Consider the following 24,324-nt stretch of genomic DNA (forward strand, 5'->3'; position numbering starts at 1 on the left):
CCACTCGTTCACGCGAGTGAACAACCTTAACCATCAATTTAGGACTGCGTATGATCAAGGTGATTGGAAAAAACTGGCTCGCATTACTGGGCTGCTTACTTGTGACAAGCTGCGCCAGCTACAGTATTAGCGAGCAAGAGATGACCGACTACCTTGAGGACAACTTAAACTTCAATCAATCGCTTGGCGTGGCTAATGTGATGTATGCTCAAGTCTCTGTCGATGACCTGGCGGTCAAAATCGGCCGCGTGGATGACGAGCGGGTATCGATTGCAGCCAATACCAATGCCGATATTCAAATGCTCAGTATGCAGGGGATGAGCCTTGACCTCGATCTCGAGTTCAGCGCTGTGCCAGAATATGACAAGGACACCGGTGAGATCTTTTTGAAATCTCTGCGTCTTGAGCACTTTAACGATAAAAGCCAAAGACTCACCCCAGAGATAGCGACCCTGCTCAAACCGGCAGTCGCGATGCTCGGCCAAGCACTGTCAACCCAGCCAGTGTACAAGCTAGACAGCAAGACAACCAAAGAGGCCCTGGTAAAATCCGCCAGACCCAACCTAGTGATCAAAAACAACAAGCTGGTAATCGAGCTGTTTAACTAACACAATTAGTCACTTGTAATCTATCTATTCAGATCACCTTGCCTACTAAATTGGCAAAGATGATTAAAATATCTCTAACATTTTCAACTATCTTTGACCCAGTGCAAACCATTTACTTGCTGATCTATTCAGACTAGGAACTTTTCGTTATCATCCAGCTAAGCAAGTAAAAGGTATTACAATATGACTAGCACATTTAAGCAGGCAGCCTCTGAGCTGCTAAGCCGCCGCGTTGCCGGCACCAAAGCACCACGCCTAAGCGAAGAGCAGCGTCCAAACACTATCGATGATGCACTTGAGATCCAGTCTTCAATGATCGATCTACACAGTGATAAAGTGGGTGGCTGGAAATGTCTACTGCCGTTGGCTGAAGATAAATTTGTCGTTGCACCTATTTTTGCTGACAGTGTTCAGCAAGGTGAAACCTGTGAGCTGTTCGCTGACAACAATGCTGTACGCATTGAGCCAGAGATTGCTTTTGTACTCAACAAAGCACTACCAGCTAACCCTGCAGGCTACAGCGAAGAAGAAATCAACGCTGCTATCGGCTCTTGCCACATGGCTCTAGAGCTAATGCAGGCACGTTTTGCTGACGACAGCGGTGCAGAGTTCTATGAAAAACTGGCTGACTGCCTAGTAAACCAAGGCCTATTCATCGGTCCTGAAATCGCACGCGACAAAGCCTTTGCTGCAGCGAATATCAAGGTAACGGTAGCGCAAGAAGATCAGGTTCAAGACTTTGATGGTAAGCATCCGAATACGCTGCCACAAAACCCAATCTACTGGCTAATCAACTACATGACTCGTCGTGGTATGGACTTCCAAGCAGGCGAAGCGATCATCACTGGCTCTTACTGCGGTATCGTTGAGGTTGCATTCGATAAGCTGACGACCATCAGCTACGAAGGCATTGGCGAGTACCAAGTGACATTTAAAGAGAAGTAATCTCACCTCTCTTGTTCAGTTCAGCAGCAGAAGTCCCCCCTTCTGCTGCTCCTCTTTCGGAGAGGCGAGAGAGTGTTAGCCCTTCAATTCCTACTAGATATTCTCTATTTACGCTTATCAACGGCGACTCTGTTGACTTCTTTGACTATCCCTCGTTCAATGTTTGTGCAATTTCTGCGAGATTGATTAGACTGAAATATTCTATGGATAACATTGTTCTGTGCAGCACAAATGAATCCCAATCCACCTATATTGCCTTATGACCAAGGGCCAAGGATCGTGACGTTATGTCCAGCCAAAATCATGCCCAGCCCTCCTCCTCTAGAGAGAGTATTTACGCTGAGTTAGGGCTTACGCCTTATCTAGCGCAGCGAGAGTTGCTCCAACTTGGCTCCCTACCCCTTCACGCTGAGCTCTACCATTATGCGCCTAGCGCGCCCTGTGTGGTATTTGTGCCGGGGATTGGTACTTACAGTGAGCTGTATGCAGAGTCCTTGGCGAAACTCGCCCTGCGAGGCTTTAACGTCGTTGGTGTTGATTTGCGAGGACATGGTTATTCCGGGGGCGAGCGAGGTGACTATTCCGTCGCAGAGGTGGTGGGTGATTTGCAGCATGTAGTGGACTATCTCGAGCAGCGTTACAACAGTGCCATCACCTTGGTGGGCTGCTCAATTGGCTCACGCCTAGCCTTGGCGCTATGTGAAGCGGACGAGCGTATCCGCGCGCTATTTTGCCATACCCTTTTGATGTCTGAGTTGGCGCCGGATCTGTTTCACTCAGTCGGCTGGGCAAACCTCTCAATTACCGCCATGTGGATGCCAAGCGCCAAGGTTAACTTTCGCACCTTTATTGATTTGCAATCGCTGCTTGATAACCATCCAATGGGCCGGTTTGCTCTGCAAGATGACCTCATGGTATGGGAGTATACGGTTCGAACCCTCGATAGCGTCTACAATCAGCCCAGCCGCGCATACACGACACCGCTAGACATTCCTGCCGTCGTGGTGGTGGGAGACTTGGATACGATTGTCAGACCCAGCTATATCCGCGAACTAATCGACCAAGCTGCGCAGCCCTTTGACTACATAGAGATCGAGAATGCTGGGCACATGTTGCCACTGGAAAATGTCGACCAATGGGTTGAGACTTGCGCCCAGTGGCTCAAGAGCGCGCTGTTGGGTAGCGACACTCAAATGCTCTAGCGGCGAGTCTAAAAACGGGCTATGACTTGGTAAAAGAGAGATCCATCTGTGTCTGGCTATAGTCGAACTCAACGCTAGCATTGGCCTCGGAGTCAATTTGGTAACTATTACCGTCGCTCGAGTGAGTGCTGTCACTTGAAATAGCCTCACTAACTGAGGAGTGGCTCATCGACACTGAGCTATTATCAGCCTCGCCGACCGGCGACATTGCAGCCTGTTGCATCACCCCTACCGGATGCCCTTCAACCTGTCCTGACTCGGCCGCATCCGTTTGAGCATTGCTTGGCAGCGGCACTTTACGCTTATATATGCGATTGAATGCCTTGATCAGGCTATGGCGTGCCACTTTACCATCGGTAATTTTACGGATCAGCGGTTTGGCCAGTGATTGCAATCCCACCACTGAATCGACGCCAATATTGTTGGCAACCTTATCACGCAAGGGCCGCGCCGCTTGCCAACCAAAGTGCGCCGCCATAAACAACCAGGTATAGGCGATGGCGTTACCATTAGGCTTACGCTCAATCCAAATCTCACCAGCGCGTGACATGCCCTCGGGGCTTCCTTGCTCTGCTGCGCGTTCATACCAGTAACTGCTCTGCAGATAATCCGCATCAACACCGATGCCATGTCGGTAGTTATGACCTAATCGGATCATGCCTTGGCTGTCACCTAGACTGGCTGCGACCTTATTCCAGTGCAGCGATTTTTTGTAATTAGGCGATGGATTATCTTTCGACTGATACCATTGACCGAGAAACAACGCCGACTCAATATGCTCGCGCTCGCCCGCAGAAATAATATGCTCAAGTCCCTTATCGACATCCTTGACGACACCTTGACCATAGATCAATGCCAGTCCCGTCTCATATTTGGCGACAAGATTACCACCCACCGCTTGAGCACACTTGCCCCAAAACTTGGCCTTTTCGCGCAACACCAGGTCTTCAATATGCAAATGACTGATCTTAATGATGCCCTGCATACCATAAATGTTATCGAGCTCCGCGGCTTTCTCGTACCAATACAAGGCCGAGCGCGTGTTGCGCCGCTCTGCTTCTTTGGCGAGAAATAAGATGGTCTGCACATGACCCGATTCGGCTTTCTCAAGGCGTTCTTGGTGCTCCTGCTCTCGCGCACGCGCCAAGGCGCGACGATACAGGCGGTCCTGTTCGCGCTTTTCAAACTCCAATCGTTTTTTTCGTATTGATAAAGACAGCAACCACAAAAACACTGATATCAGCGTAATGCCCGCTAACCCTACTGCAGCAGCAATAAAACCCATCGTTTCTCTCAACTCACACCACGCGTCGCCCTTTCCTTAACGACGCCTGATTGCACAACCTTAAGGCTTTACAATCGTTCAATTCTTCCTCACCACACCTTATTGCAATCCAAGACCTAAATCACGTCTTTTCTGCGCCAATTGTCGACTTCTACACAGCAAGTTCAAGTTGAGGAGAACTGAGAATAAAACTGCGTCTTGAGATTACTTAGAAATATCTTTTACAATTCGGCCTTAGACTGACTGAATATCACTAAACAATGATGAACAAAAACTTACTAACTAACGCGGTGACCATCAGCTTGATTGTGTTTGGCTACCTATCCCAGACCCACTGGCTGCTGATTGCTGGCGTATTTGCTTTTTCTGGGGCAATCACCAACTCGCTGGCGATCCATATGTTGTTTGAAAAAGTCCCTGGGCTGTATGGCTCGGGCGTCATTCCTGCGCGATTTGAACAGTTTAAAGCTGCCATCCACGCTATGATGATGGAGCAGTTCTTTACCGATGAGAATATTGATCGCTTCTTAAACGACGAAATGAGTAGCGCCACCGCCATCGACTTGGCGCCGATCATCGAAAAAATTGACTTTAATCCCACCTTTGACAGCTTAGTGACCGTGATTGAACAGTCTTCCTTTGGTGGAATGCTGGCAATGTTTGGCGGCACTGAGGCCTTGCAGCCTTTGAAACAACCGTTTGTCGATCGCATGAAGCAATCGGTGGCAGAGATTGGTCAAAGCGACACCATCAAGGCAGCCATCAAAGAGCAGCTCGAATCAAAAGCGATGCTCGATGACATTAAGACCAACATTGAACGGATTATTAGCCAGCGCTTGGATGAATTAACCCCTCAGTTGGTCAAAGAGTTAGTACAACGGATGATCAAAGAGCACCTGGGTTGGCTTGTTGTCTGGGGCGGCGTGTTCGGCGCTTTGATTGGCTTACTGTCTGCGACATTTATCTAACCAAACAGCAAATCCTGGGGCTAAAAACCAAAAAAAGCGATGCTATCCATAGCATCGCTTTTTTTGAGACTCACCAGCGCAATTAAGCGTGTGACAGGCCGTTGGCACTGGTCGTGGTCGCACTGGAGACCAGCGCGGGATTAAACTCGTTGTTACACACTCGACAAGAGGACACTTGTTCCATTTTCATATAATGGTCACCAGTGAACACCGCCTGCACGAAACGAGCACAAAGAGCAATTTTGCTCAAATCCTGTTCCGAACTTCGCATCACCACTTTATGAGCGGTCATTTTACGACAACAGGTGCAGTAGGCATTTGGCATGGTTTTCATCCTCAAAACAATGTCGGGTTAGTAATATCTCATGGACATTATTTTGCTTAATAAAGTTCCACTCAATAACTCAAGATTTGTCATTTCGTGATACACATTCAGAAAATAATCCGGAAATCTCATTTTAATCGACTAACAGTTAGAGCTTAATCGATATCACGTAAGAGTTTGGTAAATTTTGCGTGCTGCGAGAGTACGGTTTCACTTGGCTTCGATGTTAACAAACTCACAAAAACAATCGCTATAGCGGCAAATAGCATTCCCGGCACGATTTCATACAGGTCAAACCAACCGCCTGATAGCTGTTTCCAGATCACAACCGTTGCCCCACCAACCACAATACCAGCCAAAGCACCTTGACGGTTCATTCGTGACCAATACAAGCTGAGGATCATGACCGGACCGAACGCAGCGCCGAAGCCAGCCCATGCGTAAGAAACCAACCCGAGAACCGTGCTGTCTGGTGTCAGTGCCAACAGTAGGGCACATACAGAGATCCCGACCACTGCAGCACGACCAATCATCACGATCTGCTCTGAGCTTGCCGACGGATTAATCCACTGCTTATAGATGTCCTCTGCCATCGCCGATGATGAAACCAACAACTGCGAGTCTGCAGTACTCATGATCGCCGCCAGAATCGCTGCCAGCAAAATCCCAGCGATAACCGGATGGAAAATAGCGTTCACAAGCAGCATGAACACTTTCTCACTGTCATCAAGCGTAACGCCACTGTTGTTGGTGACATAAACCAAGCCAACAAAGCCCACCAGCAGTGCTCCGGCCATTGAGATACCTGTCCAAATCACCGCAATGCGGCGTGCTGTGGTTAGGTCTTTGTTACTGCGCGTTGCCTTGAAGCGCGCCAAAATATGTGGCTGGCCAAAATAACCCAAACCCCATGCTGCCAGCGATACGATCGCAATCATCGATAGTGGCGATCCGTCAACACCATGCCACAACGTCAGCAGCTCAGGATTGATAGAATTTAACTCAGAGCCAAGCTGACCAAGTCCACCATCAAGCGCAACAACCGGCACGATCATCAAAGCAGCCGCCATCAACAGCCCCTGGATCAAGTCTGTCCATGACACCGCTAGAAAACCACCAAACAAGGTATAGGACACGACACAAACGGTACCGATGACCACAGCCCAGGTGTAATCAAGGCCAAATACCGTCTCAAACAGCTTACCGCCAGCAACCAGACCAGAACTGGTGTAGAAAAGGAAGAACAACAAAATAAAGAACGCTGATATGGTCTGGATCATCTTGCTATTATCAAGAAAACGTCGCGATAGGTATTCTGGAATCGTGAGTGAATCAGTCGCAATGCTATAGGTGCGTAGTCGTTTGGCGCAGATCAGCCAGTTCGCCCAGGTACCGATTAATAAGCCGCCCGCAAGCCAAGTCGCCTCTAATCCCGCCGCATAAGCATAGCCTGGCAAGCCAAGTAGCAGCCAGCCACTCATATCTGATGCACCTGCCGAAAGCGCTGCAGGCCAGGGCCCAAGTGAGCGTCCGCCCAGAAAATAATCGGTTGAGTTTTTAGTGCGCATGTACGCCACTGCACCAATGCCCAACATAACAACGAGGTACGCCACAAACGTCGTGGTTACCGCCCAACTTCCTACCATTTGTCTCTCCTTGTGATGCATAACCCCGCCCACTGCAACTATGTAATGCTATGATGCAGTGTTCGTAGGCACACAATCCTTGTGATGAAATAATGCTGTGATCAGTGTGGCGGCTTTCCTAGCTCCAACAAGGTCGCATTACCGCCCACAGCTGTAATATTGATCGTTCTTGTACGCTCTGTACAAAATCTCAACAGCAACATCATATCGTGTGCCTGCGGTAATTGCACCATATCAGTTTCAGTAACTAACGGAATTATATATCCTTTTTTCTGTGCTAGGCGGCGATTAAGCTCAATGGCCATCGCCTCACTGCCAACAAAACCCACCACTCGGATTGCCTGCTTGACGATATCGGCGTAGCTTTCTAAGCGGCAGCACTGAACCAGCGTGGTCGGTTGAGCGGTGCTTTGCCACGCTTGCTCAACCGAGTGGACAAACGCCTGATCCTGACTGCACAGCACGACGCTATTGCCTGCCATTAGCGCCATGATCAGCTGTACTGCGATGGCGGTTCGTCCAGAGATGCCCTCTTGTTGCTGCACCAGCAGGGTCACGCCACGCGGCGCTAAGTAAAGCTCATTGGTTTCACCAGTTGGGCCATCAAGCGAGGTACTCCCTTTTAGCAACTCAAGGCCTTGAGCTAACTGCCTAGCCGTTATAGCGGCCAGCGCAGGCTCTTGATTGGCAAGCTCTGCCTGAAAGGTAAGTAAAGACTCACTGCGCTGTGTTACCTCGACAAAGCGCCAATACGCATACGCGCGCTCAGCCTGTTCAAATAACCTAGTCTGCGGATTCATTACTGCGCCTCCGTGGCAATCAAACGCGTAAAGCGATACAGATAGTGTGGCCCACCGGCCTTGGGACCAGTCCCGGACAACCCTTGGCCTCCAAATGGCTGCACCCCAACCACAGCCCCAACCTGGTCGCGATTGATATAGCAGTTGCCCACCTGCGCATGCTGCTCAATCCAGCGATAGGTGCGCTCGTTGCGACTGTGGATCCCCATAGTCAGGCCATACCCGGTTGCGTTGATCTGCTCCACCACTTTGCCAAGCTCATCTGCGCGATAACGCACGATATGTAAAATCGGGCCAAACTGCTCTTTGGTGAGACAAGAGATATCGTCAATCTCAAACACACAAGGGGCCACAAAGTCGCCTACCTCGCAAGCATGATCAAGGCGCACCTGCTCAACGAGGGTTTGAGTTTGGCGCAGCGTATCGATATGTTGCTCAAGTGAGCGCTTGGCCGCTTGATCGATGACAGGCCCAACGTCGCTGCTGTGCAGATAAGGCAGCCCCACCTTCAGCTCACGCATGGCGCCGCGGATAAGGGAAATAATCCGATCAGCGACCTCCTCTTGCACAAACAACACGCGCAGCGCAGAACAGCGCTGACCTGCCGAGGCAAAGGCAGAGCGAATCACATCACGCACCACCTGCTCAGGCAGCGCAGTGCTGTCTACAATCATTGCATTTTGCCCACCCGTTTCGGCAATAAAGGGAACGGGTAGGGTGTCACGTGAAGCTAATGAGCGACTGATCGCCTGTGCTGTTACGGTTGAGCCAGTAAACGCGACACCGGCAATGTCTGGGTGTTGGGTCAGATAGCCGCCTAACTCCTCTCCTTGTCCAGGAAGCAGTTGAATCACATCGCCGGGGAAGCCACTTTCATGCATCAGCTCCACCGCACGTGCCGCGATCAAACTTGTCTGCTCTGCTGGCTTGGCTATCACTGAGTTGCCCGCCATGAGCGCTGCACAGATTTGACCGGTGAAAATCGCTAGCGGAAAATTCCACGGACTGATGCAGACAAACACACCACACCCAATGCGCTGCCACTGCTGCGGCTCACCGCGATGGTTCAACTGGTGATATGGCTCAAACAGCGAGGCAAAGTCGGCGTAATAGCGACAAAAGTCCACCGCCTCGCGTACCTCGTCGATACTGTCATGCAGGGTCTTGCCTGCTTCGTGATGGCACATCGCCACCAGCTCAGCAAGGTTATCCTCTAGTGCGTTAGCAAAACGCAGTAAGCACTGGCGCCGCTCAGTGGCTGGCCACTCAGACCAACGGCGATAACCACGCTTGGCGACCTCAATCGCTGTGGACGCATGATCAAGGTGAGTGAAACTCACTTCACCCACCTGTTTACGCCGATCGTAAGGCGTATAGACGGAGTGTGAGGCTTCCTTGATCATGCTTTCGACATATTGACCATTGATCCGGGGGCCAGCCTGCCATTGGTGCTGATGAAAGGACATCACCTCACGCTCAAATGGTGAGCGCTCACTCTCAATATCGATATTGATGCCGCGTGAGTTATCACGTGAGTCAAACACGCTTGGCGGCAAAGGGATATGGTGATTAGCGAGCGTCGGCTGCGCCAGGAGCGTATCAACCGGATGCTGAGTCAGCGCCTCTATGGGACAGCGGCTATCCACCAAGCGATGGACAAACGAGCTATTGGCGCCGTTCTCTAGCAAACGACGAACTAGGTACGGCAGCAAGTCTTTATGACTGCCGACCGGCGCGTAGATCCGCACTGGCTGGTGGCAGCGCGCCATCAAGTGCTGATACAGCGCCTCCCCCATACCATGCAAGCGCTGGAACTCATAGTCGCGATGGGTGGCCATACTGGCTATCGCTGTAACCGTGTGTGCGTTATGGCTCGCAAATTGTGGGTAAAGATGGCCACGGACGGGCTCACTCAACAGAAACCTTGCGCATGCGAGATACGACACATCGGTGGCCTCTTTGCGGGTAAAGACGGGGTAAGCCTGATAACCCGCTTGCTGCGACCATTTGATCTCACTATCCCAATAAGCCCCTTTGACCAAGCGCAGTGGAATAGCGTCGCCCTGCAATTGCGCCAAGCGATTAAGCCAAACCAATACCGCGAGCGCCCGCTTGGAGTAGGCTTGCACCACTAAGCCAAACTTACCCCAGCCTCTCACGCTAGGCGACTGATAAAGCTTGGCAAACAGAGCCAATGACAGCTCGAGCCGATCCGCCTCTTCAGCATCAATGGTGATGGGCACATCAAGGGCGACAGCCCGTTGCAGCAGCTTTTCGACCGAGATATACAGTTCACTCATCACTCGCTCTCGCTGCGCCTCTTCATAGCGTGGATGCAGGGCAGAGAGCTTAATCGACACCGACGGGAGTGGGCAGTTGGGCTCTGCGTTTGCCTGCCCGACCGCCTCAATGGCGCGTAGATAATCCTCAAAGTACTTGTTGGCGTCCTCTTGGGTCAATGCGGCTTCGCCCAGCATATCGTAAGAGTGGGTATAGCCCTGCTTTTGCATGGCGGCGGCATTGGTTTGTGCCTCATCAATACTGCGACCAAGTACAAACTGGTGCCCCATCACCTTCATCGCTTGATGCATCGCCTGGCGGATCACTGGCTCGGACAAGGTATTAACCAAACGATTGAGCGCACCCACCGCGCTCTGTTTGTCACTCTCAGCCAGACCAATAACTTTTCCTGTCAGCATCAAGCCCCAAGTGGACGCATTAACAAACACTGAGTCAGAGCTGTTGAGATGTGAGCGCCAATCCGCCACGCTCAGTTTATCCTTGATCAGTTTATCCGCGGTGGCGCTATCGGGAATGCGCATCAGTGCCTCGGCAAGGCACATGAGTAAAATCCCCTCTTGGGTATCTAGGCTGTATTCCAGTAGCAATGCATCAATCATCTGCACTGACTGTTTGTCTTGACGAATCGATGCGATAAGCGAATGCGTATCGGCTTGAATCTGGCCTTTTTCTGCCTCGCTGGGCGTAGCGAGTGGGATAAGCTCTTGTAACCACTGGCTTTCATCCACCATATACAGAGGGGATATTTGCGCCCACAGCACATCAAGCGGCTGCTCGAGAAACTCGCGATTCAGTACCTGTTTTGCATTGAACATGACTTCCCTCTAGATAACAGGGGCGAGGGGCGGGGGCGTTTCACTTCGGGGACACTGCGTTTCGAGGATGGGTGCGCCTCGAAGGGCTTTGCCCTTCCTTGCCGTGTGTTGATTGCATGATCAATCTTTCTGATCTTTAACTCTTTATGATTAGCAGCCTTTAATACGCAAGGCAAAAACAAAGCCCATTTTTGTCGAGTTGATGACTGTGGCTCGGAACAATGATCATGGCAGCTTATCGTTGCGGATAAACCTGCATACTTAGCCTACACAACTGAGGTTTCGCTAACTGGGCACAACAATTAAAATGAGGTAGTTTCAACCGCTAACAGCCATCAACCCCACAGTTTTAGGCGCTTCGAGAAGAGATGCGATGTGCAGAGATCAATCAATGATCAAGGAAGAAAGTGTGATCAAAACCACTCGGAACGATGATCAAGAGCAGATAACTTACGGCTAATGCTTAACCAACTTTTCTTTAGGTTCGAGGTGCGGGGACGGGCAGAGCCCTTCGGGGTTCGAGGAGTCCTGAACAAGTGATTAGTTAGTCGCCTCATTACGAAATGTGTATCGTTCCGTACCTGATGGACGAAGATAAAGGAAGCACAGGAGATACAAAGTGCTTAACACACTTATTAAACCCCTCGCTACTCGGAGCGAAGCGAAACCCGCTACCCGCCCCCAAAATAAGTGCGAGGGGCTCAACACACACGCTAGACCCCTCGCCACTCGGAGCGGAGCGAGACCCGCTCCTCGCCCCTACATAAATGCTAAAGCATTTATGGTGCTAGACGCTCAATCTGCCACTGCTGAGTGTCTTTGGTGTAAAGGAAGCGGTCGTGAAGTCGGTTCTCTCCGCCTTGCCAGAACTCGATGGTCTCGGGTCTGATGCGGTAGCCGCCCCAAAATTTTGGTGCGGGTACTTCGCCCTGCTCGAACTGCTTCTTCAATTCAAGGTATTTGGCCTCAAGCACACCACGCGCTGAGATGCGGCTGCTCTGCTTACTGGCGATCGCTGCAAGCTGGCTCTCTTTCGGTCGCGATAAGAAATATTTCATGTTATCCACTGCGCTGAGTTTTTCAGCCACCCCAGTCACATGGACTTGACGCTCTAGTGGGTGCCATGGAAAGTGCAGGCTAACGCGATGATTGTGCTCTATCTGCTGCGCTTTACGACTGCCCAAGTTGGTGTAAAACACAAACCCATCTTGAGTCAGGTTTTTCAGCAATACGATGCGCTGAAACGGCTGCCCCCGCTCATCGACAGTCGCAACGGTCATCGCAGTAGGATCGGTTAATCCCGCATCGATCGCTTGTTGAAGCCAGAAGTTGAATTGATCAATTGGATCATCGTTTAAATCTTTGCGTCGTAGGCCATCACGGCTGTACTCACGACGAATGCCCGCTAAGTCCATGTGCTCTCTCTTATTTCGGTTTTGCTAGATTGTGCTTGGATACTCCACATACTGCAAGTTGTTATGCCCAAGTCGCCTCAAGATGTCGCTTTAGTCCACTCGGATATACGACTTGGAAAGCAACAAAGTTTGTCCTTAACTACTAGTAACCTACGTGCGCGTTATTTACATACCATCAAAGCGTTAACCTCGCCTGAGCGCTGTGCTCTGGCATCAAGGATAGATCAAGGACTGGACAGCAATGAGCAAAGATCGCTTCGACAAGCTCTCAGATAAAGAACTCGACTATGTCGACGACCAAACCGCGGCATTGCTACTCAACACGCCAAACAGTGCACGAGTGTTGCTTTGGGTGGTGGTGATATTCTTTATTGCCGCCGGTGCTTGGGCCGCTTGGGCGGAGATCGATCAGGTCACCGCTGGAGAAGGCAAGGTTGTCCCCTCCTCGCAGATCCAAGTGGTGTCCAATTTAGAGGGAGGGCTAGTTAAAGAGATCCTTGTTACTGAGGGTCAACAGGTCGAGCAAGGGCAGCAGCTATTGCTCTTGGATGACACGCGTTTTCGCTCCGACTTTCGCGAGCGCGAGAAGCAGGTACTCAACCTCAGCGCCACGGTAGAGCAACTCAGGGCCTCTATCGATAGTATCGAAATCAGTGGCGACTTCACCGAGGACAACTGGCGAGATAACGTTAAGATTGCCACTAATAAGCTGGTCTACTCTGACCAACTGCTTGAGAAAGAGCCGACCCTGGTCTCGCGCCAGCGCGCTGAATATATCCAAGGACTCAATGAGCTACGCAGTCAACTGTCTCTGATTGACCAACAAGTCCAACAAAAACAGCAAGAAATGGTTGAGGCGCAAGCACGCACCACTAACTTGAGACAAAGTTATAACTTTGCCCAAAAAGAGCTCGATATCACCAAGCCGCTTGCCGATGAAGGCGTGGTGCCGCGGGTTGAGCTTCTCAAGCTGCAACGACAAGTCAATGATACGCGTCGCGATCTCACCTCAACCGAGCTGAAAATCCCGGCCCTACGCTCAGAAGCGCGCGAGGCCATGCTCAGCCGAATTGATGCCGCGCAGAAGTTCATCATTGAGCACCAAGAGGCATTGAATGAAGCGCAAGATCGCTTGTCAGCCATGACTGAATCAACCATAGGACTGGAAGACAGAGTCAATCGCACCACAGTCATCTCCCCCGTGACGGGGACGGTCAAGACCCTCAATGTCAACACCGTGGGTGGTGTCATTCAACCGGGTATGGACATTGTGGAGATCGTGCCAAGTGAAGATACCTTATTGGTTGAGGCCAAGATTGCCCCGCAAGACATCGCCTTTTTACGCCCAGACTTAAACGCCATCGTTAAGTTCAGTGCGTATGACTTCACCAAATATGGTGGTCTGAGTGGCAAACTTGAGCACATCAGCGCTGACACGACTCAAGATGAAGAGGGCAACAGTTTCTATCTGGTTCGGGTACGCACGGAACAGACCAGCCTGGGTGGCGATCAATCACTGCCAATCATTCCCGGTATGACGGCGAGCGTGGATATTATCACTGGCAAGCGCACCGTACTGAACTATCTGTTGAGACCCTTGTTCAGTGCGCAGCAAAACGCATTACGAGAATAAGCATGTGTTCCAGCTACGATTGCTAACCTGTCAGTGCAAGGCAGCGAAATGGCTGCTGCTAAGCCTCGCGCTGACAACGCCAACAGGGTTAAGTGCCTTTAGCCGAGTAGAGCAGCAATGGGTCGAGATGGTCAGTGAGTTTTACGGCCCGAGGGCGGGACAAAGAGTCACGAGCTGGCGCGGCCTGATGGCCGACCTTAATGATGAGCCAGCGATGGTGCAATTGAGTGAAATTAACGATTTCTTTAACCAAATTAACTTTATCGATGATTTCAAGCTGTGGGGAAAAAAGGATTACTGGGCCACACCACTGGAGTTCCTCGGCTCCAATGCCGGAGATTGCGAAGATTTCACCATTGCTAAGTATTACTCACTGCGTGAGTTGGGGATAGAGGAAAACAAGCTACGCCTTATCTATGTAAAGGCGATCGAACTGGACCAATTTCATATGGTGCTGGCCTATTACTCGACCCCAAGCGCGGAGCCTTTGATACTCGATAACCTCGACCCTGTGGTGCGTAGGGCTTCGACACGCGAAGATTTGCAGCCGATTTTTAGCTTCAATGCGAAGAATCTATGGTTAATCAAGGCACAAAAAAGCCGCATGGCAGGCGATGCCTCACGCTTGAACCTGTGGAACGATTTACAAGCCCGTCAAAAGGCAGACAGTTTGAACAGACCAATAATTGACGTTGATGAGTAGGGATTATGACACTTTATAAACAGTTGGTAGCCGGGATGATTGCCGTGTTCGTGTTGCTCTTGGTATCGGTTGCGATCATTGAGCTTAAGACAACGCGCAACAACCTTGAGCAGCAGCAACGCTCCGAGGTACGTAACACCATCAATACCGTTGGCTTGGCACTGGCTCCATACCTAGAGAACGAGGACAATGTTGCCGTGGAATCGGTGCTCAACGCGCTGTTTGATGGGGGCACCTACTCACGGGTACGACTTGAGTTTCTGCAAAGCGACAACGAGATCCTACGCTCGTTCCCCGTTCATCCCAGCCAGGTGCCCAACTGGTTCCTTAATCTTGGTATTTTTGACCAGATCAGCGAGCAGCGGGTGATCACCAGTGGTTGGCTACAGCTGGCACAGGTAGAGATCGTCAGTCACCCTGGCGAGGCCTATCTGCAACTTTGGCATGCGCTCAAGCGCATTATGCTAGCGTTCGGGGTTATTTTTCTGTTAGGTCTTATCAGCATCACCTTGGTGCTCAAGCGAGCCCTCAATCCACTCAAAATGATCGTCGGCAAGATGGAGCAAATCGCCAACAATCAATTTGGCGACCCTCTGCCAGAGCCCGCCACCAAAGACCTGCAGTTTGTGGTCAGTGGGATCAATAAAATGTCTGCGCAGGTTGAAGAGGCCTTCAAATCACAGGTGATGGAGGCGCAGCGTTTGCGTGAGCAGGCGTATATCGACCCAGTGTCACATCTGGGTAACCGCACTCTCTTTATCGGCCAGCTCAAAAGCTGGCTTGAAGAGGGAGGGCTTGGCGGCGTTGCCATCCTCAAGGCACGTTTTATAAAGCAGATCTACGACACAAAGGGCTACGAGCAAGGGGATGCGATGGTCAATCGAGTCGCCAAGCAGTTGGTGAACTCGATTCATCTGCCTGACGTGACCATCGCCAGGATCTCAACCAATGAGATAGGCTTTATCCTCCCAGCGGCGAGTGAAGAAGAGCTGCACCAGCTGGCGAATGACATCATTAATTATGTGCAGAGTGTCAATCCCGACCCTACGGCTACGGCATCGCTGCCCCTTTCACTGGGGGTGGTTTATAACCAGCACCCACAAAGCAGCAGCGCCATTATGTCACTACTCGACAATGCGCTGGCCAATGCCACCAGCAACCCCGAGCAGCCCTATCACTTTATCACCAGTGAGCATGCCGAGTCGGTGATGGGTAAGCAGCAGTGGAAAGCCTTGGTGGAAGAAGCGATTCACAATGATTGGTTTGAGTTTCGTTATCAGGCCGCCAACAGCAACTGGGGCAAAACCTACCATCGCGAGGTATTCACCGCGATCGTGGTGGGCGACAAGCGCTATAGCGCCAACCAATTCCTGTTTGCTCTCGAGCAACTGCGCGCCAGCCATGAGCTTGACCAATATGTGATTGATAAGGTAATCGACAGACTCGAGCTTGAAGCACTGGAAGAGCCAATTGCCATCAATATCTCGCCCACCAGTATTGAAGAGCCGAGCTTTATTCGCTGGATCACCTATAAGCTTGGCAAGCACAAGCGTATCGCTCAGCTGCTGCATTTTGAGCTGCCAGAGCGCAGCTTCGTCGAAAGCCCACACTATGCCGCTTTGTTCTGTAATGCGGTGCGCAGCTATGGCGCTTGTTTTGGTGTCGATAACTATGGGCGCAACTTCCAAGCACTCGAATATCTGCGCGAGTTTGCACCGTCATACGTCAAGATTGACTACCTATTTACCCACCAACTCGATGACGAGCAACAGAAATACACCCTGACGTCGATATCACGTACTGCGCATAACCTTGGGATCACCACTATCGCTTCAAGGGTTGAAACCCAACAACAACTGGAGATGTTATCAGAGCACTTTATCGATGCCTTCCAGGGCTTTATCGTCGACAGCTCGGAATAATTTGAGTACCCCAGTGATTGAAGCAAACAGCTACTTAAGCAACGAATAATGAAAACAACGAACAATTTAAGCAAAACGCTATCTTGAGCAAAATAAAAGGCAACGCAACTATGCAAGACCCATTACTTAACTCGCTCATCTACATCAGTCGCTACTACGGTTTAGCGAATTCACCCGAAGCCCTAATCAATGGCCTGCCGCTTGCTGACGGCAGTCTTACCCCATTTCTTTTTCCCCGCGCGGCGGAGCGAGCAGGACTGGTGGCGCGCGAAAATCGCAGCGAGCTTGAGCAGATCTCCCAATTGGTACTGCCGGTAGTTTTGATGCTCAAAGGCGGTGATGCCTGCGTACTCAACGCCATTCACAGCGAAAAGCAAGAAGCAGAGATTGTAAACGTTGAATCTGGACTGGCACCGATCTCTATCCCACTCGAAGATTTACAGCTGCAATATATTGGTCGTTACTTCCTGGTCAAGAAACAGTTTCGCTATGACGAGCGCTCACCCGAGGTGTTGAAAACCAGAGATGGACACTGGTTCTGGGGCACGTTGTGGCAGTCGAAGCGCATCTATCGTGATGTGTTGATCGCTTCGGTGCTGATAAACCTGTTTGCCATCGCGGCCCCCATGTTCACGCGCATTGTGTATGACAAAGTGGTGCCCAATTTAGCATTTGAGACGCTTTGGGTGCTCGCCAGCGGGGTCTTTATCATCTTTGGCTTTGATCTGTTCCTTAAGCTACTTCGAAGCTATTTCATTGACGTTGCGGGCAAAAAGTCCGATATCCTGATCTCATCCAAGCTATTTAGTAAGGTGCTGGGGATCCGCATGGAGTCCAAACCCGCCTCGGTTGGTGCCTTTGCTCGCCATTTACAAGAGTTTGAGTCGATCCGTGAATTTTTCACCTCCGCCACCATCTCTTCGCTGATTGATCTGCCGTTTGCGATCTTATTCCTCACCTTGATCTGGCTTATGGCTGGCGATCTCGTCTATGTGCCACTGGCCGGCGTGATCATCTTGATCCTGTACTCTTTGTTGATCCAAGGGCCCCTCAAGCGCGCGATCGAGGAGGGATCGCGCCTGTCCTCACAAAAATACGCCAACTTGATCGAGAGTCTGTCAGGCCTTGAGACGCTAAAATTGTTTGGCGCGCAAAGTCAGTATCAGTATCGCTGGGAGGAGGCCGTGGCGCACATGGCCAACTGGAACATCAAGAGCCGACGGATCACCGATGGGATCCAAAACGCCGCGGGTTTTGTCCAGCAAGCCTGTAGTGTCGGGATGATCATTGTTGGTGTGTACCTGATCGCGCGCGGCGATCTCACCATGGGTGGGCTGATTGCCGCGACCATGCTCAGTGGCCGAGCCATTGGGCCTTTAGTCCAGCTGTCTCTGCTCTCCACCCGCTACAACCAAGCCAAATCTTCTCTAGCCATTATTGAGCAGGTGATGGCGATGCCGGACGAGCAAGAAGAGGGCAAGCGCTACATCCACCGCCCTATTGTCCAAGGCAAGATTGAACTCGATAAAGTCACCTTCCATTATCCAGAGGCTCAGGTCGCCTCAATCCGCGACGTTAGCCTCTCGATTGAGCCCGGTGAAAAAGTGGCGATCATTGGCCGAATTGGCTCGGGCAAGACCACGCTTGAGCGCCTGATCATGGGCCTATATCAGCCGATAGAGGGCAGCGTGCGCATCGATGATACCGATATCGAGCAGTTGCATCATATTGATATCCGCCGCAACATCGGCTGCGTGCCACAAGACAGTCAACTGTTTTACGGCAGTATCCGCGACAACATCACTCTAGGTCGACCACTATCGGATGACAGAGACGTACTGGATGCAGCGAATCGCGCTGGCGTCACTCAGTTTACCCAACAAGACCCTGCCGGGCTTGAGCGCCAGGTGGGTGAAGGGGGTGCACTGCTTTCAGGTGGACAACGTCAAGCAGTGAGTATCGCACGCGCTCTACTGGGTAGACCGCCGGTGCTGCTGCTCGATGAGCCCACCAGCGCGATGGATAATCGCTCCGAAATGCAGATCAAGCACCAGCTCTCCCAGCTCAAGTCGCATGAGACGCTGATACTCATCACGCATAAAATGTCGATGCTGGATGTGGTTGATCGGGTGATTGTGATGGAGAAAGGCGCGATTATCGCCGATGGGCCTAAATCGGAGGTGCTCAATGACCTTAAAAATGGGCGAGTGAGGGCGGTAAACTGAACGAGTCAGCCATTTGGCTGACTCGTGAGATAATCAGTTGCTCACAACATACGGCTGATGGTCAGCAGGTAAGTAGTCTTTCCACCAAGCCACTGACTGCTCTGGGTGTTTGATGCTCACTGGCTCACCAAACATCGGCAGCAACACCTGAGTGTCGTGCTCAACGCCGAGTGCTTCCATCGCTTCAAACGGTTCCCACCATGCATGGCGCCCTAAATCAAAGGTGCCATTGTGGATCGGTACTAGAACCTGTGCTTGTAGGTCTAGGTGCGCTTGCATTGCATCCTCTGGTAATAGATGGATATCGCGCCACAACTCGTTGTAAGCACCAACCTCCAACAGGGCAAGGTCAAAGCCACCGAAATGCTCACCGATCTCAGCAAAACCGGAGAAATAGCCACTGTCGCCAGAGAAGAACACTCGAGTTTGCTCCGTCTCAAGCACATAGCTTGCCCATAGTGACTCATCACGGTCGAGCAGACCACGGTTGCTGTAGTGCTGTGCTGGGGTAGCACTGATGGTCAGGCCCGCAAGCTCAACCCCTTGCCACCAATCCAACTCAATAATCTTCTCGCGCGGTACGCCCCAACGCTCAAGCAGGACGCCCAGTTTGAGCGGCACGATAAAATGTTCACTCTTATCAACAAGCTGACGGATACTGTGCTTATCCAAATGATCATAGTGGTTGTGCGAAATCACCACGGCCTTAAGCTGCGGCAGTTGGTCTATCGTGACAGCGCTAGGGTCAAAACGCTTTGGCCCAATCCATTGCAAAGGCGAGGCGCGATCGACAAATACCGGGTCTGTGATCACCCAATCCTGCCCAAGCTCCATCAATACTGTTGAGTGACCCAAGCGATACAGACGATCGACCCCTTGTGCTTCCAATTCACCCTCTGGGATCGCTCGGCTTGGCAAAGAATGGTCTGGTGTCGAGGCTTCGTGGCGCGCCGATGTCATTGCTTCGCGCATTTTGCCAATACTCATATCCCAAACCAGTTCCGTGTTATGGAATTTACCATCACGGTATTCGGCGCCCGGTTTACCATGCTGAATTAAACTATGTTGATGCTCAAGCTCTATCTCTTGGCGACCACATGCCAGTAGTGACATGGCCGCCAAACCTACCAGCGTGATTCGAGGAAGGGTCAATTTCATGATTACTCTCTAACGTTTGGGAAAATCACGCTTAGCGCCAGGTGATCTCTGTTGAGTTGGCAAAGCGTACCCGTTTACCATGATGGTTCATCACCATAAGTAAACTAATCGGTGTACTATAAGCATGCACTAGAGAAAAGTAAACTAGTTAGTGTAATTTAATATTTGCGCCAAACAGAGGGCTGGGTGATACTCGCGGTGTGACTGATGTTGCGACCAGCCACATCGCGAGTATGTAAAACGCTACAAGAGACCGGCAACCGTCTGAACAGGCTGACCATCAACCCCTTGTGTCAACCAAACGGCAACCGCATCAGCCCTAGCATCGACTAACACATTATCAAAATGCCATTGCTGCTCTCCTGAGGCTTGGAGTTTCTCCAGCACCACGAAATCATGCTCCAGATTCCGACCTCGGTTTTCACCGGCTTTGACCTTCGTCGATTCGTCCATCGCCAGCAGCACCAAGTGGGCGGTGTAGCGACCCGACTGCTCAAAGCGCACAGAAAAGCCATCCTCTTGCCGGACCAGAGTCAGAGCACCGGCGTCTTCAACCACTTTTTCAGGTAGGTTATGGCGATAGAAAAAACCGCGCCACTCTTGCCCATCCACCACAAAGCCTGGCGTATAGACGGAGCTAAGCGCGCCATAAGAGTAATATAGGCGCTGCCGTTGACTGTATGCGGGGTTGGCATACTCATCTTTCCAGCCCAAGCGGTCCCAGTAATCAACGTGAAAAGCCATTGGGATCACTTCCTGCCACAAGCGAGGCTGTGACTGTAACTGGCTTAAAAATTGATCGGCTGGTGGACAGCTTGAACAGCCCTCGGAGGTAAACAGCTCCACCAGTTGTGCTGGCTTGCCTTGGTGTGTCCAGGTCTGCTGTTCGGCATTGGCGGTGGTTGCCATTAGCAATACGCCCAAACAGCTCATCAGTGGCATAGAATGCGTCATACCCTCTCCTTTGAGACGTGAGTTTTAGACACAGACCTGCAAGTAATTGAGTTTCTTTCATCTCAACCCGGCTTTAAGTTATGCTCCCCGCTAGGCGAAGAAAAAGCCAAACTTGCCAAGGCGATGGCGAAACTGGGCAAAGTTGATTAGAATCAGCGCTAACTCATCAAGGGATAGTACCACTATGATCACACTGTCAAACAATGTCACCATCGCTGAATGGGAAGTCGAGCTCTCGGCTATCCGTGCTATGGGCAGTGGTGGTCAAAACGTCAATAAGGTTTCAAGCGCCATTCACCTGCGCTTTGATATCCACCGCTCGGCACTGCCTAGTGTGTACAAAGAGCGTTTATTAGCGCTCTCTGACTCACGCATTACCAAAGAGGGTGTGATTGTGATCAAGGCGCAACAGTATCGCACCCAAGAGCAGAACCGCGAGGATGCGCTCAATCGCCTTAAAGAGCTAATCCTAGCCGCGATGGTGGTGCAGAAAAAACGCCGCCCGACCAAGCCTACTCGCAGCTCGCAACGTAAACGCCTAGACAACAAAAAGCGCGCTGGTGCCACCAAGTCTCTGCGTGGCAAGGTCAGCTACTAGCTCTATATGATGGCAACTATAGCCATCTCCCATTCCCGATAGAACATCAGACTCGAACGAAAAATCAAACTGCGCAGAAAATAGTCATGGCCTTGTGACCCCAAAATCGAGTATATTGCCGCGTTTTTTATTATTTTTAGTGCTTCGAGTAGAAATTGATGTCAAAAGGTCAAAATCTCGATAAACGAATGTCCATCGTCGCACTGGCATGGCCGATTCTTATCGAAATTCTATTACGTACTGCGCTAGGGACCAGCGATGTATTTATGCTGAGTGGCTACTCAGACCAAGCGGTATCCGCCGTTGGTGTGATCACTCAGATAACGTTTTTCTTAATTATTGTCTCCACTTTTGTCAGCAGCGGCACAGGGATCTTGATTGCCCGCTACAATGGTGAGGGGAGACACAGCGACTCTACCCATGTTGGGGTGGCAAGTATCTGGCTATCGTTCGCGATTGGTGCACTGCTGAGTGTGTTGGCGATGATGGTTGCGGTGTACTTTATCCCACTGTACGGTCTTGAGGCCCAAGTCGAGCAGTATGCCAAAGACTACCTTCTGATCAGTGGCGCGATGACCTTTAATGTCACCGTCGGTATTGTTCTGACCACGATTCTGCGCAGTCATGGCTACTCACGGGCACCTATGGTCGTCAACCTGATCAGCGGCGTGTTAAACGTAGCAGGTAACTATATTGCGCTTTATCAACCCTTTGGCTTGCCGGTGTATGGCGTGCAAGGTGTAGCTATCGCCACGGTGACCAGTCAGGTGATTGGCACCTTGATGCTGGTTTGGATCACCAAGCGCAGCCCAATCGCCCTGCCGCTCAATCAAGGCAAGCAGGTTCCCAAACCGATCTACAAGAGTATCCTTAAGATTGGCGGCATGAATGGTGGTGAGGTCCTTTCCTACAATCTCGCGCAAATCTGTATCGTCTACTTTGTGGTACAAATGGGCACCGCCTCACTGGCAGCCTTTACCTACGCGCAAAATATCGCACGCTTCTCGTTTGCGTTCGCTCTGGCGGTAGGTCAAGCCTCACAAATTCAGGCCGGTTACTACATTGGCCGAGGCTGGGTCGAGTCTATCTACAAGCGTGTGCACCGCTATTTCTTGATCGGTTTTGTAGTTTCTACCGTGATGACGGTGATCTTTTACCTCAATCGCGACCTCATCCTGCCTATCTTTACTGACCAAGAAGAGATCTTACTTCTTGCCTCATCACTGCTTTTGGGCTCTATCGTGCTTGAGGCTGGACGGGTGTTTAACCTTATCTATATCTCAGCACTCAAAGGGGCGGGCGATGTTAAATTCCCGGTTCAAATGGGCGTACTGAGCATGTGGGGGCTAAGTGTCACCATGAGCTATATTCTCGGTATCCACTGGGGCTACGGCGTCATCGGCGCCTGGATGGCCACCGCGCTGGATGAATGGGTACGCGGCATCATCATGGCCTACCGCTGGCGCTCACGCTGCTGGGTCAACGCTAAGGTTTAAGACAAGGGGCGAGGACGTTTTACTGCGAGTACACTTCGTTTCGAGTATCGAGTGTACCCCAAGAAGCTAAAACTCCATGCCCCATGTTTTCTGGTTCCTCACAACCTTACCACTCACAGGGAACTTAGTTTTCAGCCATAAAAGCTGCAACAACCAAAATACTCCTCGCAACCCGTAGGGCTATGCCCGTCCCCGCCCCTCGTACCTATCTTTGAAGGCGAATTTAATAGTTGCATTCTGACGCACAGCTAGGCAATCTAATTCGAAATCAGCAACTTTGCTGGGTCGTTAAACCATTCAATTAGGATAATTGCAATGAAACGTATTCATTCTCTAGCAGCGTTAATCGCACTATCTCTTAGCGCACACAGCATGGCCGCTGTGACCATCGATGTACCCGATACTGTAAAAATTCTGGCCGTCAACCAAGACAAGCCTGAGCTCTCTGGTGGTCTGTTCGCTGCAACCAAAACCCTGACTCTGCCCGATGGTGAAAACCAAGTTGTGTTCCGCTACTCACCTTACTTCGACCGTGGTGGTGACCGTGACATCATTGATAGCCGAGCGACCATCGCGACGTTTAATGCCAGCAACCAAGAACTGCAATTTGACTTACCTCGCTACCGCAATGCCGCAGATGCCCGCTCTAAAATCAACACCATGGAGTGGCAATTCGTTAACGAGGCAGGTCAAAGCGTTGAGGTGAAAGAAGATCAGCTGATCAAAGATGGTATGCAGATTGGTCGCGACTATGTACGCGAAATTGAGGATTACAACCGCGCAGGTGGTGTAGCGGCGGTTGGTATTGCAGCGACGGCGGCGATCCCAACGCAGCTCCCAGAGACCTCAGCGGTGCCTACCCAACTGCCAGAGACACAAGGCTCTATCAGCACTGCAGAAGAGATGCTGTACTTCTGGTATAGCAAAGCTGATGATGATGCGAAAGCGCGTTTTAAGGCTTACATTGACGCTCAATAATCGTCCCTTTGGCTTTATCTGCTAATACGGGATATGAGTCATAACTTGCTGTAGCAAATCAAAAAGGGTGCTGAGTTTAACTCAGCACCCTTTTTTCATTGGTGATCACAGTCGGCATTCTGTTGCTGTGATTACCAAGGGTTGTGATTACCAAGGGTTGTGATTACCAAGGGTTGTGATTACCAAGGAAGCGTGACGGGATAAATACCAACCGATTCTGTCATGCCTTTATATTTTAGCCCACTCGCCTCACACATCGATATTCACTGATTGAGACCGTTCTATTCTCAGCTCACGAGTATTGAGTGCTTCTCTCTTCCAGATTTTTTGGATAGTCGTGATGCTCA

At 50.9% G+C, this 24,324-nt stretch carries 18 protein-coding genes; 11 read left to right on the plus strand and 7 right to left on the minus strand.

The window, feature by feature from the left end:
- Positions 1-50 precede the first annotated feature (50 nt).
- From ACSTTG_RS12650 to ACSTTG_RS12660, 3 genes are all read left to right on the plus strand, one after another.
- On the plus strand, positions 51-608 hold the full coding sequence (locus tag ACSTTG_RS12650) for a YceB family lipoprotein (protein ID WP_438475070.1): 558 nt from the start codon (positions 51-53) through the stop codon (positions 606-608).
- 183 nt (positions 609-791) lie between these two features.
- A complete protein-coding gene (locus tag ACSTTG_RS12655) occupies positions 792-1,553 on the plus strand; it encodes a fumarylacetoacetate hydrolase family protein (protein WP_438456762.1) in 762 nt (253 codons plus the stop codon).
- A gap of 287 nt (positions 1,554-1,840) precedes the next feature.
- Complete coding sequence (locus tag ACSTTG_RS12660; protein ID WP_438475071.1) at positions 1,841-2,755, plus strand: alpha/beta hydrolase; 915 nt, start codon at positions 1,841-1,843, stop codon at positions 2,753-2,755.
- A gap of 19 nt (positions 2,756-2,774) precedes the next feature.
- Here the strand turns inward: ACSTTG_RS12660 and ACSTTG_RS12665 are convergent, their stop codons facing one another.
- Positions 2,775-4,040, minus strand: coding sequence for a tetratricopeptide repeat protein (locus tag ACSTTG_RS12665; RefSeq protein ID WP_438456760.1), 1,266 nt, complete (start codon positions 4,038-4,040; stop codon positions 2,775-2,777).
- A 263-nt stretch (positions 4,041-4,303) separates the two neighbouring features.
- Here ACSTTG_RS12665 and ACSTTG_RS12670 point away from each other — a divergent pair, with 263 nt between their 5' ends.
- Positions 4,304-5,008: a DUF445 domain-containing protein gene (locus ACSTTG_RS12670; protein WP_438475085.1), complete on the plus strand. Its 705-nt coding sequence runs from the start codon at positions 4,304-4,306 to the stop codon at positions 5,006-5,008.
- A gap of 480 nt (positions 5,009-5,488) precedes the next feature.
- Here ACSTTG_RS12670 and putP read toward each other — a convergent pair whose 3' ends face one another.
- The 4 genes from putP to pdxH all read right to left on the minus strand — a co-directional run bounded on the left by putP (position 5,489) and on the right by pdxH (position 12,310).
- Positions 5,489-6,979 (minus strand): sodium/proline symporter PutP, encoded by a 1,491-nt coding sequence (putP, locus tag ACSTTG_RS12675; RefSeq protein ID WP_438456758.1) that lies wholly within the window; start codon positions 6,977-6,979, stop codon positions 5,489-5,491.
- 101 nt (positions 6,980-7,080) lie between these two features.
- A complete protein-coding gene (locus tag ACSTTG_RS12680) occupies positions 7,081-7,779 on the minus strand; it encodes a 1-pyrroline-5-carboxylate dehydrogenase (RefSeq protein WP_438475072.1) in 699 nt (232 codons plus the stop codon).
- Positions 7,779-10,895, minus strand: a complete 3,117-nt coding sequence (gene putA / locus ACSTTG_RS12685; protein ID WP_438475073.1) for a bifunctional proline dehydrogenase/L-glutamate gamma-semialdehyde dehydrogenase PutA — start codon at positions 10,893-10,895, stop codon at positions 7,779-7,781. Before putA ends, ACSTTG_RS12680 begins: the two co-directional genes overlap by 1 nt.
- Positions 10,896-11,674: 779 nt before the next feature.
- Complete coding sequence (gene pdxH, locus ACSTTG_RS12690) at positions 11,675-12,310, minus strand: pyridoxamine 5'-phosphate oxidase (RefSeq protein ID WP_438456755.1); 636 nt, start codon at positions 12,308-12,310, stop codon at positions 11,675-11,677.
- Between the two features lie 241 nt (positions 12,311-12,551).
- Between pdxH and ACSTTG_RS12695 the strand changes: the two genes are divergently transcribed.
- From ACSTTG_RS12695 to ACSTTG_RS12710, 4 genes are all read left to right on the plus strand, one after another.
- Positions 12,552-13,943, plus strand: coding sequence for an HlyD family type I secretion periplasmic adaptor subunit (locus tag ACSTTG_RS12695; protein WP_438475074.1), 1,392 nt, complete (start codon positions 12,552-12,554; stop codon positions 13,941-13,943).
- Positions 13,944-13,947: 4 nt separating this feature from the next.
- Positions 13,948-14,646, plus strand: coding sequence for a transglutaminase-like cysteine peptidase (locus ACSTTG_RS12700; RefSeq protein WP_438475075.1), 699 nt, complete (start codon positions 13,948-13,950; stop codon positions 14,644-14,646).
- Positions 14,647-14,651: 5 nt separating this feature from the next.
- Positions 14,652-16,568 carry an EAL domain-containing protein gene (locus ACSTTG_RS12705; protein ID WP_438475076.1) on the plus strand — a complete coding sequence of 639 codons (1,917 nt, stop codon included), beginning with the start codon at positions 14,652-14,654 and terminating at the stop codon, positions 16,566-16,568.
- Positions 16,569-16,678: 110 nt separating this feature from the next.
- Positions 16,679-18,793 carry a type I secretion system permease/ATPase gene (locus tag ACSTTG_RS12710; protein ID WP_438475077.1) on the plus strand — a complete coding sequence of 705 codons (2,115 nt, stop codon included), beginning with the start codon at positions 16,679-16,681 and terminating at the stop codon, positions 18,791-18,793.
- A 33-nt stretch (positions 18,794-18,826) separates the two neighbouring features.
- Here ACSTTG_RS12710 and ACSTTG_RS12715 read toward each other — a convergent pair whose 3' ends face one another.
- Complete coding sequence (locus tag ACSTTG_RS12715; RefSeq protein ID WP_438475078.1) at positions 18,827-19,951, minus strand: MBL fold metallo-hydrolase; 1,125 nt, start codon at positions 19,949-19,951, stop codon at positions 18,827-18,829.
- Positions 19,952-20,194: 243 nt separating this feature from the next.
- On the minus strand, positions 20,195-20,905 hold the full coding sequence (locus ACSTTG_RS12720) for a DUF1223 domain-containing protein (protein WP_438475079.1): 711 nt from the start codon (positions 20,903-20,905) through the stop codon (positions 20,195-20,197).
- Between the two features lie 184 nt (positions 20,906-21,089).
- Here ACSTTG_RS12720 and arfB point away from each other — a divergent pair, with 184 nt between their 5' ends.
- From arfB to ACSTTG_RS12735, 3 genes are all read left to right on the plus strand, one after another.
- Entirely contained in the window at positions 21,090-21,503 is a 414-nt protein-coding gene (arfB, locus tag ACSTTG_RS12725) for an alternative ribosome rescue aminoacyl-tRNA hydrolase ArfB (protein ID WP_438456748.1), read from the plus strand.
- A gap of 158 nt (positions 21,504-21,661) precedes the next feature.
- A complete protein-coding gene (locus tag ACSTTG_RS12730; RefSeq protein ID WP_438475080.1) occupies positions 21,662-22,999 on the plus strand; it encodes an MATE family efflux transporter in 1,338 nt (445 codons plus the stop codon).
- Positions 23,000-23,314: 315 nt separating this feature from the next.
- Positions 23,315-23,977: a DUF2057 family protein gene (locus ACSTTG_RS12735; protein WP_438475081.1), complete on the plus strand. Its 663-nt coding sequence runs from the start codon at positions 23,315-23,317 to the stop codon at positions 23,975-23,977.
- Positions 23,978-24,324 lie beyond the last annotated feature (347 nt).

This window comes from Vibrio glycogenivorans, from assembly GCF_051660965.1.
Lineage (GTDB): Bacteria > Pseudomonadota > Gammaproteobacteria > Enterobacterales > Vibrionaceae > Vibrio.